6 protein-coding genes are annotated in these 18,928 nt (G+C 73.0%); 2 read left to right on the top strand and 4 right to left on the bottom strand.

The window, feature by feature from the left end; all coding sequences use genetic code 11:
- The 4 genes from GBZ48_RS11930 to GBZ48_RS11915 all read right to left on the bottom strand — a co-directional run.
- Positions 1 to 5,241: non-ribosomal peptide synthetase (locus GBZ48_RS11930; RefSeq protein WP_174471242.1), on the bottom strand; the 5,241-nt coding region annotated here is incomplete at its 3' end.
- An 85-nt stretch (positions 5,242 to 5,326) separates the two neighbouring features.
- Entirely contained in the window at positions 5,327 to 7,045 is a 1,719-nt protein-coding gene (locus GBZ48_RS11925; RefSeq protein WP_174471241.1) for a non-ribosomal peptide synthetase, read from the bottom strand.
- Positions 7,045 to 15,789, bottom strand: coding sequence for a non-ribosomal peptide synthetase (locus tag GBZ48_RS11920; RefSeq protein WP_174471240.1), 8,745 nt, complete (start codon positions 15,787 to 15,789; stop codon positions 7,045 to 7,047). The genes GBZ48_RS11925 and GBZ48_RS11920 overlap by 1 nt, the downstream gene beginning before the upstream one ends.
- Before the next feature lie 11 nt (positions 15,790 to 15,800).
- On the bottom strand, positions 15,801 to 16,844 hold the full coding sequence (locus GBZ48_RS11915) for a TauD/TfdA family dioxygenase (RefSeq protein ID WP_174471239.1): 1,044 nt from the start codon (positions 16,842 to 16,844) through the stop codon (positions 15,801 to 15,803).
- A gap of 376 nt (positions 16,845 to 17,220) precedes the next feature.
- Between GBZ48_RS11915 and GBZ48_RS11910 the strand changes: the two genes are divergently transcribed.
- On the top strand, positions 17,221 to 17,430 hold the full coding sequence (locus tag GBZ48_RS11910; RefSeq protein WP_174471238.1) for an MbtH family protein: 210 nt from the start codon (positions 17,221 to 17,223) through the stop codon (positions 17,428 to 17,430).
- Positions 17,431 to 17,476: 46 nt separating this feature from the next.
- On the top strand, positions 17,477 to 18,925 hold the full coding sequence (locus tag GBZ48_RS11905) for a diaminobutyrate--2-oxoglutarate transaminase (protein ID WP_174471237.1): 1,449 nt from the start codon (positions 17,477 to 17,479) through the stop codon (positions 18,923 to 18,925).
- The last annotated feature ends 3 nt before the right edge of the window (positions 18,926 to 18,928 follow it).

Here is an 18,928-nt window from a genome sequence, read left to right as displayed (position 1 = left end):
GGCGGGCAGGGCGGCAAGCTGCGTGCGCCAGTGTGCTGTGGCCTGTTCCCGTGCGCTGTCGGCGGCCTGGGTCCAGGCGGCGAGATCGCGCAGCCGCACCGGCGGTGGCGGCACGCTGTCGCCATCATAGAGGCGCAGCACGTCGCCAAGCAGGCGCGACATGCTCCAGCCGTCGAGCAGCGCATGATGCCATGTCCACAGGAAGCGGTGGGTGGCCGGGCCGGTGCGGACCAGGGTCACCCGCATCAGCGGCGCTTGGGCGGCATCGAAGCGGCGGCGGTATTCGTCGTCGCACAGGCGAGCCCAGGCGTCGTCGGGATCGCTGGCGTCGCGTCCGTCCAGCAGCGTGACGGGCAGGTCGGCGTGTTTGGCGATGACCAGCAGGGGCTGCTTGCTGCCGCCGGCCTGCGGCAGGTCGGCGAAGGCGGCGCGCAGGATGTCGTGGCGGGCGATCGTCTCCCGCCAGACCGCCGCCAGCCGGTCGGGATCGAGCCGGTCGATGGTCGCCCACACCTGCACCATGTAGGCGTCGGAAGCCGGCGTCGAGACGCTGTGGCGCAGCATCGCCGCCTGCATCGGCGTCGCCGGCAGGATGTCGGCGATTGCCGGGGCGGCGATGGGCAGCGCGTCGATCTGCGCTTGGTCCAGATTGACCAGCGGGAAGTCGGATGGCGTCGCCTGACCGGGCGGGACCGTGGCACAATGGGCGGTCAGTTCCGCCAGGGCGGCGCGGAAATCCTCCATCAGGCCGGCGATGACGCCGTCCTCGAACAGGGCGGCGCTGGCGCGGGCATGTAGTGTCAACTCCCCCGCCATCACCTGCCCGTCGATGGAGATCAGGGCGCCGAGCGGCGCGTCGGGATCGGTGCCGGCACCGCACTCCTCCGCGGCAGGACGCCAGGGCGCCTCGGCGGCGGCGCCGTCGAACTGCCCCAGATAGTTGAAGGAGAGGGCGATGGGGCGACCGGACAGCGCGGTGCGGGCCTCCGGCGGTCCCAGATGGCGCAGCAGGTTGAAACCGATGCCGCCGTCGGGGACCGCGCGCAACGCCTCCTTGACGTGGCGGATGGCGCCGTCCCAGCCGGGCGGCGGGGCGAGGCGGACGGGATAGACGCTGGTGAACCAGCCGACGGTGCGGCCGACATCGAGGTCGGGGAACAGGCCTTCGCGGCCATGCCCCTCGACATGGACGGTCAGGGCGTCGGCCGGCCAGCGGCGCTGCACGGCGCGGGTGAACGCGGTCAGCAGCAGCGTGTCGATGCGGGTGCGGTAGGCGGCCGGTGCCTCGGTCAGTAGGGCACGGGTCTGCGCGCGATCCAGCCGCAGGCTGCGGGTGACGGCATGGCGGCGGGTGTTGAGCGACAGCGGCCCCTCGACCGGCAGCGGTGGCGTGTCGAGCGCGCAGCGCCAGTGGTCGATCTGGCCAAGGAAGCGGGGAACCTCCTGCACCAGACGCCTCGCCCACAGGGCGAAGGGCGTTCCGGCGGCGGGAAGCCGGTCGAGCATGCAGGGGCCTTGCAGGGCGGCCTCCAGATCCTCCAGCAGGATGCGCCAGGACACGCCGTCCACCACCAGATGATGGGCGACCAGGAACAGGCGCTGTTCGCCATCGGGCTTGCGGATCAGCAGCGCCCGCATCAGCGGGCCGCTGGCGAGGTCCAGCCGGCCCTGTGCCTCGTCGCACAGGCGGGTGAGGGCGGTATTGTCGGCGGCGTCCGCCTCCTCCAGCGGGATGGTCGCCGGCCCGTTGTCGTGGGTCTGCGTCCAGTTGCCCCCGGCATCGGCCGTAAAGCGAAGGCGCAGGGCATCGTGACGGCCGGCGACCATGGCCAGCGCGCCCGCCAGCCGGGCGGCATCCACCGGAACGGTCGCGGCCAGCAGCACCGACTGGTTCCAGCGGTCGCGGTTGGGAACCGGCTGGTCGAAGAACCAGGCCTGGATCGGCGCCAGCGGCGACGGACCGGCGGGGGCCTCGGCCGTGGGAGCGCTGGGAGCGGCCTCTTCCGCCACCAGGGCGAGGGCGGCGATGGTCTGGCGTTCCAGAAGCTGCTTCGGCGTGATGCGCAGGCCGGCGGCGCGGGCGCGGGCGACGATCTGGAGTGCGATGATGGAATCGCCGCCGATCTCGAAGAAATTGTCGGTGACGCCGATGCGCCCGGCGTTCAGCGCCTCCCGCCACAGCCGGACCAGCAACTCCTCGACCGGGTTGGATGGGGCGACCTGCGCTGCGGCCTCCCAGCGCGGGACGGGCAATGCTGCGCGGTCGAGCTTCCCGGTGGGGGTGACGGGGATGGCGTCCAGCACCATCAGCCGGGCGGGCACCATGTGGGCGGGCAGCCTTGCCGCCAGCGCCGCGCCGACGGCGGTAGGGTTCGGATGGGCACCGGGGGTGGGGACCAGATAGCCGATCAGGCGGGTGACGCCGTCGGTCTCCTGTGCCACCACCACGGCTTCGCGCACGCCGGGTTCGGCGGCCAGATGGGCCTCGATCTCGCCAAGCTCGATGCGGAAGCCGCGCAGCTTCACCTGATGGTCGCGGCGGCCGAGAAACTCGACGGTGCCGTCCTCCCTCCAGCGGGCGAGGTCGCCGGTGCGGTAGAGGCGGGCACCGGGACGGCCGAAGGGGTCTGGGATGAAGCGCTCGGCGGTCGCCGCCGGGCGGCCGAGATAGCCGCGGGCAAGGCCGCTGCCGCCGATCCACAGCTCCCCCGTCACGCCGATGGGCAGCGGGTTGAGATCGTCGTCGAGGATATGGGCGCTGCGGTCGCCGACCGGACGGCCGATGGGGACGTAGGCGCTGTCGGGCAGGCCGGCGCCATCGCCCTTCCACACCTCGCTCTTCCACACCAGCGGCGTCACAACGGTCTCGGTCGGGCCATAGCCGTTGATGGCGTGGCGGGGACGCAGCGCGCGGAACAGCCGCTCCAGCCCGGCGCGCGGCATCGCCTCCCCGCCGAAGGAATAGAGCTGCATCGGCGGCGGCTCGCCGCCCTGCTGCTCGGCCCAGGCGGCAAGCTGCTGGAGGTATTTCGGCGGGAAGCCGGCATGGGTCAGGCGGTGGCGGCGGATGGCGTCATAGGTCTGCTCCGCCGTCCACAGACTGTCGTCGCGCAGCAGGATGGCGCCGCCGGCCGTCAGCGCGGTCATCCAGCGCTCGTGCGCGCCGTCGAAGGTAAAGGACAGGAAATGCAGCTCGCGGCTGTCCGGGCCCATGTCGTAGACGGCGCCGGTGGCGACGCAATGCATGGCGAGCGGGCCATGCTCGACCGCCACCCCCTTCGGCGCGCCGGTGGAGCCGGAGGTATGGATGACATAGGCGAGACTTCGCGGCTGGATCGTCACCGCGGGCGCATGGTCGGGGGCGTCTGCTCCATCGCCGGGATGAAGGGTGGTCACGCCGTCGAGCGGGCTGTCGGCGATCAGCAGGGTCAGGCCGGCGGCCTCGCGGATCGCCTGCCAGCGCTCGGCGGGATGGGCGGGGTCGAGCGGGACGAAGGCGGCGCCCGATTTCAGCACGGCCAGGAAGGAGACGACCAGGTCGGGCGAGCGGGGCAGGCAGACGCCGACGCGCTGCTCCGGCCCGGCGCCGAGGGCGACCAGCCGGTTGGCGAGGCGGTTGGCCCGGCGGTCCAGCTCGCCGCGGGTCACGATGTCGTCACCGAACAGGATGGCCGGGGCGTCCGGCCGCTCCGCGGCGAGGCGGGCGAGCAGGACGGGCACTGGATCGGGCGTAGGACCGGTCCAGTCGGGATCCACGGACCAGCCGGCGATGGCCTGGATATCATCCTCGCAGCGGATGTCTAGGGCGCGGAGCGGGCGGTCGGGGGAGGCTGCGATCTGTGTCAGCAGGCGCTGCCAGCGCCGCAGCAGGCGGTCCGCCGGAGCGGCCTCCCCCCGGTGGGCGAGGCGGACGAGGATCGTGCCGTCGGGCCGCTCGGTGCCGGCGAGCGCGAGGTCGAACTTGGCGCTGCGCACCGGCAGCTCCAGCGGCTCCACCCGCAGGCCGTCGAGGCCGCCCGCGGCAAACGGAGCCGGGCGGTGGTCGAACATCACCTGGACCAGCGGATTGGCGCCGCGCTCCGCCCGCACCGTCTCCTGGATGGCGTCGAGGGGGAGATCCTGGTTGTCCTGGGCGGCGGTGACGGCGCGGGCGGCCTCGTGCAGCCAGTCGCGGAAGGGCGGGGCGGGGGGGAGGCGCAGGCGCAGCGGGAGGGTGTTGACGAAACAGCCGATGGCCTGCTCGGCCTCCGGCTGGCGGCGGCCGGCGACCGGGATGCCGACGATCAGCTCGTCCTGGCCGCTCATCCGGCCGAGAAGCAGGGCATAGGCGGCCAGCAGGACGGTGAAGGGGGTGCAACCTTCGCGGGCAGCCAGTTCCTTCAGCGTGGCGGAGAGGGTGGGGGGCAGGACGGCGGTCCGCTCGCCGCCGCTGTCGCTGTTGCCGTCGCGGCGGCTCTCCGTCTCAAAGCCCGGCAGGGTCAGGCGGGCGGGGGCGCCGGACAGGGTGTCGCGCCAGAAGGCGGCCTGGCGCTCGGCCTCCCCGGTCTCCAGCCACGCCGCCTGCCAGACGGCGAGGTCGGCATGCTGCGCCGGCAGTTCGGGCAACGCGGGAGGGCGGCCCTGGCGGGCGGTGTTGTAGGCGGCGGCGAGGTCGGCCATCAGCAGGCCGATGCTGGCGCCGTCTGCGGCGATGTGGTGCAGCGTCACCAGCAGCCAATGCTCGTCGGCAGCGAGGCGCAGCAGGTCGGCCCGCCAGGGGGGGGCGCGCTCCAGATCGAAGGGGGCGGCGGCAAGGCGTTCGGCAAGGTCTTGCGCCGTGTCCGGACGGCCGGTCAGGTCGTGGCGGTTCAGGCGGACGGGACGGTCCGGCAGCAGGACCGCCCACAGCTTGCCGTCGCCATCCTCGCGGTAGGCGGTGCGCAGGATCTCATGGCGGGCCGAAACCGCGTTGAGCGCCGCCTCCAAGGCTGCGGAATCGACCGTGCCGGTCAGCCGGAACGCGCCCGGCATGTGGTAGGCGGCCGAGGCCGGGTCGAGCCGGTGCAGGGTCCACAGCCGGCGCTGTGCGGGAGACGCCGCCACCGGAGCCGCCGCATCGCCCCGGCGTTTGGGGACCGGCAGCCGCGAAAAGGCGATGCCGCGCGCCCGCAGCGCATCGAGGAAGGCGCGCCGCCTGTCCGTCGGCAGCCGGGCGAAGCCCTGCGCGATGTCATGCAGGCTGGGGGCGAGCGTATCGGCCATGGAGGCGTACCGTTTCTGGAAAGGGAGGGAACGCAGAATTTCCCCCTCTTCCTGGGGGAAGAGGGGGCTACGGGAGAGAGGATGCCTAAGCCGCGGCGCGGTCGAGCTGGCCGGGTTCGGCTTCCGTGGCGCGCAGGGCCTGGGCGAGGGCGGCGGGGGTCGGGTGGTCGAAGACGAGGCCCGGCGGCACCTCCACCCCGAGGCGACGGCGCAAACGGGACACCAGCTTGATCACCAGCAGCGAATGGCCGCCGAGATCGAACAGGTTGTCGGTCGCGGCGACCCGCTCACGCTCCAGCAGGGTGGCGATCAGTCCGGCGATCAGCGTTTCCAGCGGGGCGGCGTCGTTGGCCGGCTGCCCCGAAACGCCGGCCGAAGCGGTGGCCGGAATTGCGGCGGGATCGGGCAGGGCGGCGCGGTCGATCTTGCCGTTGCCGAGCCTCGGCAGGCTGGCGAGGATGGCGATCTCCGCCGGAACCATCGCGTCGGGCAGGAGAGCGCGCAGGGCTTCCCGCAGGGCGGCCGGGTCGGGGGTGGTGCCGGCATTGGCAACCGCATAGGCGACCAGCCGGTCGGTGCGCACCAGCTTCACCGCCGCCTGGGCGATACCGGGCAGGGCGAGGAGTGCGGCCTCGATCTCCGCCGGCTCGACACGGAAGCCGCGGATCTTGATCTGGTCGTCGATGCGGCCGATCAGTTCCAGCCCGCCGCCGGGCAGCAGCCGGGCGCGGTCGCCGGTGCGGTAGAAGCGGGTGCCGTCTGGGTCGGTGAAGAAGGCCGCATCGTCCGGCCGGTCGAGATAGCCACGGGCGACCTGCGCGCCGCCGATGACCAGTTCGCTCTCTTCCCCGAGCAGGCGGACGTTGCTTCCTGCCAGAACGCGGTCGAGCGGCAGCCGGTCCGGCAGCGGCGCGTCCGGGGCCAGGGCATGGACCATCACGCCGACGGTCGTCTCGGTCGGGCCGTAATGGTTGAAGATGCGGCAGGCCGGTGCGGCGGAGCGGATCGCCTCCAGCAGCGGGCGGGCGGCGGGCTCGCCGCCAAGGATCAGGGTGCCGGGAAGGACCGGGGATGGCCGGTCGATCAGGGCGGCCAGATGCGAGGGAACGATCTTCAGGCAGTCGATGGCCTCATCCCAAATGAAGCGGGCGAAGGCGGCGCCGTCGGTCACCGTCGCCTCGTCCGCCACCACGAGGCAGCCGCCGGCCGCCAGCGCCCCGAATAGGGTGGTGTTGCCGAGGTCGGCGGCGACGGTGGAGGTCAGGGCGAAGCGGCGGCAGGCGGTCAGGCCGAGCGCCTCCGTCACGCCCGCCACATAGGCGGCAAGCTGGGCATGCTCGACCACCACGCCCTTCGGCGTGCCGGTCGAGCCGGAGGTGAACAGCAGATAGGCGGCGTCCTGCGGCGCCGGGGGCGGCAGCGCGATGTCCGGCGCCCGCTCCTCCAGCAAGGTGGCGACATCGGCGGCGGTCAGCAGCCGGCAGGGCCGGGCGGCATCGAGGACCGCGGCCCGACGGGCTTCCGGCCAGGCGGGATCGACCGGCACATAGGCGCCGCCGGTCCGCATCACGGCGTGGAGCGCGATGACCAGTTCGGCCGAACGGGGCAGGGCCAGCGCCACCCGCTGTTCCGTCCCGACGCCGTCGCGGCGCAGATGGCGGGCGAGCCGCTCGACCAGCGCGTCCAGTGCGGCGTAACCGAGCGTGCGCGTGCCGTCCTTCAGAGCCGGGGCGTCGGGGTTGCGGGCGGCCTGGGCGGACAGCAGGGCGGGGATGGTGGTCCCGGCGGTTATCTCAGTGCTCATCAGGCCATCTCCTCGATGCCGGTAACAGCCTGCCGCTCGATCATCGCGCCCATGGCGACGACGATGCGGCGCGGTCCCTCGAACGGGTCGCGGGCGTGGGCGGTCAGCATGTTGTCGACCATCACCGCGTCGCCGCGAAGCCACTGGAACCGCACGGCGCAGGCCTCGTAGGCGTCGCCGATCAGGGCCATGGTCTCGTCCGGAATGGTCTCGCCGTCGCCGAACAGCACGTTGCGCGGCAGCCGGTCGACGCCGACCAGGTCCAGCAGATCCTCGCGCAGATCGGGTTCCAGGCAGGCGGGGTGATGGAGCTGCAACTGGTTGAAGAAGCTGCGCTCGCCGGTCAGCGGGTGGCGGATCACCGCCGGGCCGCGGGTGCGGGTCTGCGGCGTCTCGTCGTCGAGCCAGCGCAGGTCGATGCCGCCGGCGGCACAGCGCGCCGCCACCGCCGCGCGGTCGTCGGTCTTGAAGAAGTCGCGCCAGCCGACGTCCAGCCGCGGCGTGAAGGTCCGGACATAGAGCAGGCCGCGCGCCTCCAGCGTCGCCACCAGATCGGCCGGCAGCCGCTTCAGCATCTCGCGGCAATCGACGATGGGGGTGCAGCCGCCGACCGGCGCCACCTGCTCGGCAAAGAACCACTGCTTGCGCGGCCAGCGGTCCAGATGGCTGCTCTCATTGTGGTAGAGGATCATCTGCCGTTCCGGATAGGGCGTGGAGCGGTAGGTGTTGCGCCCGCCCTCCTTCTTCGGCAGGTCGCCGTAGGAACCGAACAGGCCGGTCGGCTCCATCGCCTCGGCGAAGGTTTCGAAGCTCTGCGGGTCGGGCAGATCGAAGCCGCGGAACAGGATGGCGCCATGACGCAGCAGCAGCTCGTCGATCTGGCCGCGGTTGTCGCGCGCCCAGGATGTGGGGTCGAGGCCGGATTCCATCGGCTCCAGCATGATCGGGAATTCGGAGCCCGGCATGGGGAAGGAGCGGCGGACGGAAGCGTCGGAGGTGGGCGAGGCGCTGACGCGCCGGATCTGGTCCATGGGGTGGAACTCCTGACCGGCAAGGGGAGCGATCTTGGGGGTGTTGGGACGGATGGGTTGGGTCGGGTCGGCGACGGCGCGCTCCAGCAGCGCCACCCAGTTGCGGTGGAAGCGCTGCACGGTGGCCGGGTCGAACAGGGCGCTGGCGAACACCCAGTCGGCGGCGAGCGCCGGGCCGTCGGCGGTCCGCTCCGGCTCCAGGAACAGGGCCATGTCGAACTTGGACTGGCGGTCGGTTGGCGGGGATTGCCCGACGGTCAGGCCGGGCAATTCCAAAGGGCCGCCGGGGACGTTCTGGAGGACGAACAGCACCTGGACCAGCGGGTTGCGGCTGCGGTCGCGTGGCACGCCGACCGCCTCGACGATGCGGTCGAAGGGCAGGGCGTCATGGTCGAAGGCGTCGAGCGCCATGCGGCCGGTGCGGTCCAGCAGGCTGTCGAAGCTGTCCTCCGGCTCCAGCCGGGAGCGCAGCGGCACGACATTGACGAAGAAGCCGACCAGCCCCTCCAGCGCCCGGTCGGGGCGCCCGGCAGTGTCGGTGCCGACCAGCAGATCGTCCATGCCGCTCTCCGCATGCAGCATGGCGGTGAAGGCGGCGAGCAGAGCCATGAAGGCGGTGGCGCCGCGGCGGCGCGCCCATTCCTCCACCCGCGCCAGCAGGGCGGGGTCGAGGGCGAGGCGCAGGCTGCCACCCTGGGTAGCGGCGACCGGCGGGCGCGGCCGGTCGGTCGGCAGGGCGAGCGCCGTCGGCACGCCGGACAGGCGGTCTCGCCAGAAGCCGGTCAGTTGCGCGAGGCGTTCGCCCGACAGCAGGCGGCGCTGCCACACCGCATAGTCGGCATACTGCACCGGCAGCGGCGTCCAGTCCGGCGCCCGGCCGGCCAGCGCCGCGCGGTAGGCGGTGGCAAGGTCCTGGCACAGCACGCCGACCGACCAGCCGTCGGCGACGATGTGGTGCATGGCGAACAGCAGCCGGTGGCTGCCGGGCTCCATCCGCAGCAGACGGGCGCGCAGCAGAGGGCCGGCGGCGAGGTCGAAGGGGGTGCGGGCATCCTCCTCCGCCAGCGCCTGGGCGCAGGCCGTCCGCTCCATGGGCGGCAGGCCGGACAGATCCTCCAGCGGCAGCGGCACGAACAGCGCCGGAGCGGCGACGGCGGCAGGCTCCTCATCGCGCTCGGGATAGGCGGTGCGCAGCACCTCGTGCCGGGCGACCACGGCGTTCAGCGCGGTTTCCAGCGCCACGCCGTCGAGGTCGCCGGTCAGCAGCAACGAGGCCGCCATCACATAGGCGCTGCCGCCGCCGGACAGCCGGTCGACCAGCCACAGGCGCTGTTGGGCGGGGGAGAGCGGCATCGCCTCCCGCCGCTCGACAGGAAGCAAGGGCGGGGTGTCGTCGCCGGCTGGCAGGGACAGGGCATCGAGCCGGGCGGCCAGATCGCGCAGCACCGGCGTGTCGAAGACGGTTCGCAGGGCCAGACCGGGCCAGCCGTCGCGGCGCAGCCGGGCGATCAGTCGGGCGGCCAGCAGCGAATGGCCGCCAAGCGCGAAGAAATCGGCATCGCGGGCGATTCCGGCGCCGGGCAGCAACTCCTGCCACAGGGCGGCGAGACGGCGTTCGGTCACGGTGGCGGGTGGCTCGGCGACCGTTGCGGCGGGCTGTTCCGGATCGGGCAGCGCCTTGCGGTCGAGCTTGCCGTTGGCGTTGCGCGGCCAGACGGCCATGCGGACCCAGCGGGTCGGCACCATGTAGGGCGGCAGCAGGGCCGCGGCGTGGGCGGCGAGGTCCGGCGGCGGGGCCGTCTCGTCCGACGTTTCCCACCAGGCGGTCAGATGGTCGGCGCGGATGTGGACGGCGGCGCGGCGGACGGCGGGGTGGCGCTCCAGCGCCGCTTCGACCTCGCCGGCCTCGATGCGGAAGCCGCGCAGCTTCATCTGGAAATCGCTGCGCCCGGCCCATTCGATGACGCCGTCGGCCGACCAGCGGCCGAGATCGCCGGTGCGGTAGAGGCGCGACCCCGGAGCGCCGTCCGGATCGGGCACGAAGGCCGCCGCGGTGCGGCGCGGGTCGCCGAGATAGCCGCGGCCGACCCCGACGCCGCCGACGGCGATCTCCCCCACCGTGCCGAGCGGCACGGGAGAGAGGTCGCCATCGACGACGCGCAGCTCCGCCCCCGCCGTCGGCCGGCCGATGGGGGCGGCGGTGCCTGCGACGGGGGCGGCGTGCAGCGGATGGAAGGCCACGTCGTCGGCGCATTCGGCCGGGCCGTAGGCGTTCATCAGCGGCACGTCGGGGTAGGCATCGAACCACGCGGCGGCATCGGCCGCGCCCAGCGCCTCCCCCGTCGGCAGCACCCAGCGCAGGGCCGGCAGCGGGCGGGAGCGGCCGTCCGCACCGCGGGTTTCCGCCAGGGTGCGCATCAGCGACGGCACCGGCTCGAACAGGGTCACGCCCGATGCCGCCAGCCGGTCGAGCAGGGCGTCGGGATCGCGCATCACCGCATCGGGGACGATCTCCACCACCGCACCCAGCAGCGGGGCGGTCAGCGTCTGCCAGACGGAGATGTCGAAGCAGGCGGGGGCGGTCTGGGCGATCACGTCATGCTCGGACAGGCCGAGCGGGTCGAGCTTCGCCAGCATGTTGTTCAGCATGCCGTCGCGGGTTACCATCGCCCCCTTGGGCGTGCCCGTCGAGCCGGAGGTGAACAGCACATAGGCGCGCTGGTCGCCGCGGGCGGGCCGTGTGGGCAGGCTGCCGGCATCGGCGCGGGCCAGCAGGTCGGCGGGGGTGAGGGCGGGAATGTCGCAAGGCACGGCGGCATCGCGCACCAGCAGCGGGGTGCCGGCCTGCTCTATCACCTGCGCCCAGCGGGCCGGCGGATGGCCGGGGTCGAGCGGCACCCAGGCGCCGCCGGCCCGCAGCACCGCGACCATCAGGCAGAGCAGCTCCAGCCCGCGCGGGGCGAGCAGGGCGACGGCTTCGTCGGGACGGACACCGGCCGCGGCGAGGCCGCGGGCCAGCCGCTCCGAGCGCTGCCAAAGTGCGCCATAGGTCAGGGTGGCGCCGTCGCAACGGGCGGCGATGCGGTCGGGGTGGGCGGCGACGCGGGCGGCGACCCGCTCGACCCAGCCCGGCGACAGGCTGTAGGGGGCGGGGGTGACGGCCCAGCGGCGCAGGGCCTGCGCCTCCGCCTCGCCCATGCGCGGCAGGGCGGCCAGCGGGGTGGCGGCGCCGCGGGCGAGCGACAGCAGGGCGGCGCGGAAGCCCTCGGCGATGCGGGTGAGCGATGCGGCGTCGATGCGGCGGGCGTCGGCGTCGATGGTGGCGCCCAGCGTCTCGCCGGGGAAGACCTCCAGCGTCAGGCCGTAATGGGTGCGCTCGACATTGGCGCGCTGGCGCAGTTCGAGCGCGCCGACCCGGCGGCGCCGGCCCTCCAGCATCGGCAGGTTCTGGAAGACCAGCAGCGTGTCGAACAGCGGACCGATCCCGGCCTGCGCCTGGATGTCGGCCAGCGCGCTGTGCTCATGCTCGCGCATCGCGGCGTTGTCGGCCTGGATGCCGCGCAGATAGTCGCCGAGACGCCGGTGGCCGGGCGCGTGCACCCGCAGCGGCAGGGTGTTGATGAAAACGCCCAGCATATACTCGGCGCCGTCGAGGTCGGCCGGGCGGCCGGCGGAGGTGACGCCGAACAGCACGTCGTCGCGGGCCCCGCGGGCGGCCAGGACGAGGCCCCAAGCGCCCTGCACCAGCGTGTTCAGTGTGACGCCCAGGCCGCGCGCGGCGGCGGTCAGCCGGGCGGTCTCCGCCTCGTCCAGCACGATGCCGCGGCTGAGCGGGATGGCGCTGCCGGTTTCCGGAGCCGATTCCGGTGCCGGGGTCAGCAGGGGCAGCGGCGTGGCGGCCTCCACCCCGGCGAGGGCGCTGCGCCAGAAGGCGGCGGACCGGCTGGAATCCTGTCGCAGGGTCCAGGCGATGTGGTCGCGGAAGGGGCGGCGAGCGGGCAGGACGGGAGCCTCGCCGGCCAGACGGGCGCGGTAGCGTTCCAGCACCTCGTCCAGCAGCAGGATGGAGCACCAGCCATCGACCACCAGGTGATGGCGGCTCCACAGCAGCAGCCAGCGGCCGGCGGCGCAGCGGATCAGCGCCAGCCGCATCAGCGGCGCCCGGTCCAGCGCAAAGCCGCGCGCCCGGTCCTCCGCCAGGAAGGCCGCGAGGGCTGCGTCGCGGGCGTTTTCCGTCAGGTCGCTCCAGTCGCGGTGGGCGACGGGCAGGGTGGCGGCGCGCTCCACCAGCTGCAGCGGGCGGTCGGTGCCCTCCCAGCGGAAGGCGGTGCGCAGGATCGGGTTGGCGGCGACGGTGTCCTGCCACGCGGCGGCGAAACCGTCCGGATCGAAGGGACCGTCCGCCTCGACCGCCAGCTGGTTGACGTAAGCGCCGCCGGTGGGGTCGATCAGGCCGTGGAACAGCAGCCCCTGCTGGAGCGAGGACAGCGGATAGGCGTCCTCCAGCGTCGGACGTTCGGCTTGCAGGGCCGCCAGCGCCGCGGCGTCGAGTCCGCTGAGGGCGAAAGGCTCGATGCGCTTTTCGGCGGGCGCCGCGATGGGTTTGGCGGCAGGCAGCGCCGCGGCGATGGCGGCAACCGTGCGCTTCTGGAAGAACAGCTTCGGCTTCAGGGCCAGCCCCTTCGGCCGCGCCTTGGCGATGACTTGGAGCGCCAGGATCGAATCGCCGCCGATGGCGAAGAAATCCTCCTCCACCCCGACAGACGGGCGGCCGAGCACCTCGGCCCAGATCGCCGCCAGCGTTTCCTCGGCCGGGGTCAGGCTGCGGGGAGCGGGGGCGGTGACGGCCTGGGCCGGTTCATCGTCGGGCAGGGACTTGCGGTCGATCTTACCGTTGGACAGGCGGGGCAGGGCGGGCAGGGCGCGCAAGGCTGCGGGAACCATGGCGTCGGGCAGGGCCGCCGCCATGGAGGTGCGCAGCGCGTCGGTGTCCACCGTTTCCGGCGCGACGAAGGCGGCAAGGCGCAGGCCGTCGCCGGTCAGGGACGGGCGGGCGACGGTGACCGCTTCGGTGACGTCCGGCCGGGCGCGCAGCCACGCATCGACCTCGCCAAGCTCGACTCGGAAGCCGCGGATCTTCACCTGATCGTCGGCGCGGCCGAGGAACTCGATCATGCCGTCGGCGGCCATGCGCACGCGGTCGCCGGTGCGGTAGAGACGCCCGCCCCGGCCCCACGGGTCGGGCACGAAGCGCTCGGCGGTCAGGGCCGGGCGGCCGAGATAGCCGGCGGCGACGGTGGGGCCGCCGATGGCAAGCTCGCCGACGACGCCCAGCGGCACCGGGTCGCCATGGCGGTCGAGCACCGCGGCGCGAAGGCCGGGCAGCGGGGTGCCGATGGGCACCGGCTGGGCGGGGTCCTGCGGGGCCGGGGCAGTCAGGCAGCCGACGGTGGTCTCGGTCGGGCCGTAATGGTTCAGCACGCGGCAGCCGGGGGCGAGGGTTCGCAGATGCGCGACGAAGCGGCCGTCCAGCGCCTCGCCGCCGAGCACGAGGCAGCGGCGCGGCAGCAGGCGGGCCGGGTCGGGCACGGCCATCAGGGCGGCGAGGTGGGACGGCACGATCTTCAGCATGTCGACCGGCCGCGCGGCGAACTGGCGGGCCAGCGCGTCGGGATCCTCGGCCAGCGCCGGGGCGACCAGCCGCAGCGTCCGCCCGCCGAGCAACGCGCCGAACCATGCGGTGTAGCCGAGATCGGCGGTGACCGAGGCCAGCGTGGCGAGGGTGGCGTCCTCCGGCAGTTCCATCGCCGCCAGCACGCCCTGGGCGTAGTGGGCGAGGTTGCCCTGGGTGACGACCACGCCCTTGGGCGTGCCGGTGGAGCCGGAGGTGTAGATCAGGTAGGCCGGCAGATCAGGGCCGGTGGGGAGGCTGTCCGGTTCGGCCTCATCGGAGGGGGCGTCGATGTCGAGCCATGCGGCGTCGCCGCACCAGCCGGGAGCGGTCCCGCCGCCGACGATGGCGCGGCTGCCGCTGTCCTTCGCCAGGAAGGCGAGGCGGGCATCGGGCAGGGCGGGGTCGAGGCAGAGATAGGCCGCACCGGCCTTCCACGCCGCGATCATGCCGACCGCCAGCGCCGTGCCGCGCGGCAGCCACAGCCCGACGCGGTCGCCGGGACGCACGCCGGCGGCACGCAGCCGGCGGGCCAGCCGTGCGGCGGCGGTGTCGAGGTCCGCATAGGTCAGGGACTGGTCGCCATCCTCGACGGCGGTGCGGTGGGGGTGGCGGGCGACGGAGGAGTCGAACAGGGCGAGGGCGGTGGAATGATGCCCATTCCCGCCTTGGGAAGATCCCCTCTCCCCGGGTGGGAGAGGGAGAATTGGGGCCTCGCGCAAGGAAATGTCGGCTTCGTCGGCGGACGCCTGCAATGTCGAAACCGGAGCGTCCGGATCCTCCAGCACGCGCTCCAGCAGAGCCAGGAAGCCGCGGCGCATGCGAGCCGAGGTCTCTTCGCCGAACAGTGCCGGATCGGCGCGCCACTGGCCGGTCAGGCGGTCGCCCCCGTCCACCCAGCGCAGGTTCAGCGCGTTGGCGGCACCGCGCTGGTGGGCGAACAGCTCGCGCCGGACATGGCGGTAGACGACGGCGCGCTCGCCGACCGGGACATAGGTCGTCATGTGGCGGAACAGCGGGCCGCCGGTTCCGGCCAGGGCGGTGATGCGGGCCAGCGGCAGGCGGCGGTGGCGCAGCAGCGCCATCAGCGTGCGCTGGGCAGTGCGCGCGACCTCGGCTGCCGTCGGGTTACCGGACAGGTCGGCGGACCAGGGCAGCGCGTTCAGGGTGTAGCCGATCATCGCGCGGTCGGCGGCACCCTGGCGGCCGGACACCGGCGTGCCGATGGTGAAGCGGTCCTGGCCGCTCCAGCGGTGCAGGAAGATCTGGAAGACGGCGCCCAGCAGCGGGAACAGCCCGACCCCGAGACGCCCGGCGGTGGCGCGCAGCCTCGCGGTCGTCGTCGGGGAGAGGTGGACATCGGTCTCCTGAGGCCGGCCGGGTCGATCCATCCGGTCGGCGGGCAGATCCGGAGGCGGGGCGATGTCGGCCGTGCGCCCGCGCCAGAAGGACTCCAGCCGGGCGGCTTCGGGACCGCTTTGCAGGCTGCGCTGGCGCTCCAGCCATGCGCCGTAGCGGCCGGTCGCCAAGGTGGGCACCGCGGAGCCGGACGACAGCACCTCGTAAAGGGTGAAAGCCTGTTCGCAGAGAATCTCGAAGGACAGGAAGTCGCCGGCGATGTGGTGGATGGCGACCAGCAGGTGCAGCCGCCCTCCCTCCTCGTCCAGCAGCCGCACGCGGCAGGCGATGCCGCGGTCGAGCGGCAGCGGCGTGTCGGCCTCGCGCTCCAGCCAGTCGAGGCGCCCGGCATCGCTCAGCGGGCCTGCGGCGTGGACCGAGACGTCGGGCTGGAAGCCGGGCTGTCGTTCCATCACCAGCCGGCCGGTCTCGTCCTCGCGGTAGAGGCTGGACAGCGCCTCATGCGCCGCGATCGCCTGGGCGAAGGCGGCGGCCAGTGTTTGCGGGTCGGTGCCGGGCGCCAGCTCCACCGCGTAGGTCATGGTGTAGGCGGGATCGTCGGGGGCGAGGCGCCACGCGGTCCACAGGGCGCGCTGTTCCTCTCCGGCGTGAAGCACGGTGTCGGTGGGAAGGATGCTGTCCATGATGCTGACCCTCACGCGGCCGGGAGATCGGGGGAGCGCACCGGGTCGGCCATCGCGACGATCACCTTGCGGGCCCCGGTGAAGGGATCGCGCCCGTGGGCGGCCAGCATGTTGTCCAGCATCATCACGTCCCCTTCCTGCCAGGGGAAACTGCGGGTGCAGCCGTCCAGGACGGTGCGGATATGGTCGAGGTCGGCATCGGCGATGGGTGTGCCGTCGCCGTGGAAGACGTGGCGGGGAAGTTCGGTTTCGTCCTCCACCACCGCCAGCAGGCTGTCGCGCACGGCGGGCGGCAGGTTGGAGACGTGGAACAGGTGGGCCTGGTTGAACCACACCTCCTCCCCCGTCGCCGGGTGGCGGGCGACGGCCTGACAGATCTGGCGGGTGCGCAACTCGCCGTCCTCGGTCCATTCCCAGGCGATGGCGTTGGCGCGGCAGAAGCGCTCCACCGCCACCGGGTCGTCGGTGTTGAAGGCGCGCTGCCAGGGCAGGTCCAGCCCGTTGCCGTAGTTGCGCACATACATCAGCTGCCGCTCGGCGAAGCGGGCGCGGACGGCGGGATCGATCCGGCGGAAGACCTCGCGGCTGTCGGCAATCGGCGTCGCCCCGCCGGTCGCGGCTGCGGTGACGCAGTGGAACCAGATCGTCTGCGGCCATTGCAGGGTGTAGGCCTGCTCGTTGTGCAGCGGGATCGACTGGTGGGCCGGATATTCGGTGGAGGTGTAGACTCCCTTGTCCACCGCGGAGCGCGGGGTGGAACCGAAATCATAGTCCAGCAGCGGCTTTCCGAAACTCTCGACGAAGCTGCGGAATGCGGCGTCGCCATGGATGCCGAAGCCGCGGAACAGCAGCCCGCCGGCCTGCGGCAGCCGGGCCTCAACCACCGCCCGGATGTCCGGCAGCAGATCGCGCCATCCCCCCGGCGCCAGCGGGCCGTCCGCCGGCATCGCCAGCAGCGGCAGGTCGCCGCCGGGAAGCAGCGGGCGCAAGGTCAGGCTGTCGCTCCGGGAGGGGGCTTGCGGGGCCGTTCGGGGGTCGGAAAGGCGCTGGTCCATTGGTCGATGGTTCCGTCCGATTGCGGGCCCGATTTCGGGTCCGATTGCTGGCAAGGCGGCAGAAACGTCTTTACTGCGAGTAAGAATCGTTCGCATACTGGGGCACGCCATTGCCTCCGGCCGGCGGGTGGGCAGCAATCGCGGCGGGTGCCGGCGCTTCCTTGAGCACGCGGCAGGGTGGGATCGGCAGAGACACCACGCATTGCGCGGGTATTGGCGCCGTCACCATTCATCCGGACCGGACGTTAGCCTACTGCGAATCATCTTGCAAATGAGAATCAATCTCACTATGCAAGAAAGCACGACGCGATCTTCCAGGCGTCCTTACCCCGATAACGATCATCCCTTCCGCGTCCTCACCAGAAGGAGCTTCGGCATGAGCTGGGACAGCCCCGACACGCGATTCCACGTCGTGGTGAACGAGGAGGAGCAGTATTCGATCTGGCCCGACCACAAACCGGTGCCGGCCGGCTGGCGTACCGTCGGCGTCAGCGGCCCCAGGGAGGACTGCCTCGCCCACATTGAGCGGGTGTGGACCGACATGCGCCCGCTCAGCCTGCGCCGCGCGCTGGGCGAGGCCGCCTGACGGGCGCCGCCCGGTTCCCATTTTCCCCTTGAGGGAGGCTTTTGGCATGACCGCGACCCTTGCGGCGCCCTTCGGGCTGGACGGCTTCCGCAGCCAGCCGCCGATCCGCCTGCGCGACGACCCGATGCTGCGCCGGCAGGAGGCGCGCGAATCGAACGCGCGCTCCTATCCCCGGCGCATCCCGCTGGCCCTGACCGAGGCGCGCGGCATCTATCTGCGCGACAGTGCGGGACAGCTGTTCATCGACTGCCTTGCCGGGGCGGGGACGCTGGCGCTGGGCCACAACCATCCGGACGTGGTGGCGGCGATCCGGGCGACGCTGGACAGCGGTCTGCCGCTGCACACGCTGGACCTGACCACCCCGGTGAAAGACGCCTTTGTCGAGGAGCTGTTCGCGGCCCTGCCGCCGGCCTTCGCCCGCGACGCCCGCATCCAGTTCTGCGGCCCGACCGGCGCCGACGGGATCGAGGCGGCGATGAAGCTGGCGCGCACCGCCACCGGGCGGCGGACAATCGTCGGCTTCTCCGGCGGCTATCACGGCATGACCCAGGGCACGCTGGCGATCATGGGCAATCTGGGACCGAAACGCCCGTTGGGCGGCGGGACCGGCGACGCGCACATGCTGCCCTATCCCTATGATTTCCGCTGCCCCTTCGGGCTGGGCGGCGAGGCCGGGGTCGATGCCGGGCTGGCGCTGATCGACCAGCTGCTGAGCGATCCGGAATCCGGGATCGTCACCCCCGCCGCGGTGGTGGTGGAGGTGGTGCAGGGCGAGGGCGGCGTGGTGCCGGCCCCGGCGCGCTGGCTCCAGGGGCTGCGCCGGCTGACTCGCGCCCATGGCGTGCCGCTGGTGATCGACGAGGTGCAGACCGGGCTCGGCCGCACCGGCCGGCTGTTCGCCTTCGAGCATGCCGGCATCGAGCCGGACGTGCTGGTGCTGTCCAAGGCCATCGGCGGCAGCCTGCCGCTGTCGGTGGTGATTTATCGCGCGGAACTGGATTGCTGGGCGCCCGGCGCCCATGCCGGCACCTTCCGCGGCAACCAGCTGGCGATGGCGGCGGGCACGGCCACCCTGCGCCGCATCCGCGCCGACCGGCTGGACGAGCATGCCGCCGCCATGGGCGCGCGGCTGAGCGGCCATCTGCGGGCCATCCAGGCGGACCATCCCTGCCTGGGTGACGTGCGGGGGCCGGGCCTGATGATCGGCGTCGAGATCGTGGACGAACACCGGCCGCCGTCGCGGACCGGTGCCCGCCCGGCCGACGGCGAGCTTGCCCGGTCCCTGCAACGCCATTGCCTGGAGCGCGGCGTGATCCTGGAGCTGGGTGGGCGCCACGGCGCGGTGGTGCGCTTCCTGCCGCCGCTGATCGTCGATGCCGCCGAGTTGGACGAGATCGCCGACCGCTTCCGCACCGCCTTGCGGGCGGCGCTGGCCGAGCGGGCATCCGGCGCCAGGGCATCGGCGACCGTGCCCACCGGGCTGGCGGCGGAATAGGCG

The sequence above is a fragment of the Azospirillum melinis genome (genome assembly GCF_013340935.1).
Lineage (GTDB): Bacteria > Pseudomonadota > Alphaproteobacteria > Azospirillales > Azospirillaceae > Azospirillum > Azospirillum melinis.
This window is presented reverse-complemented; position numbering and strand designations above follow the sequence as displayed.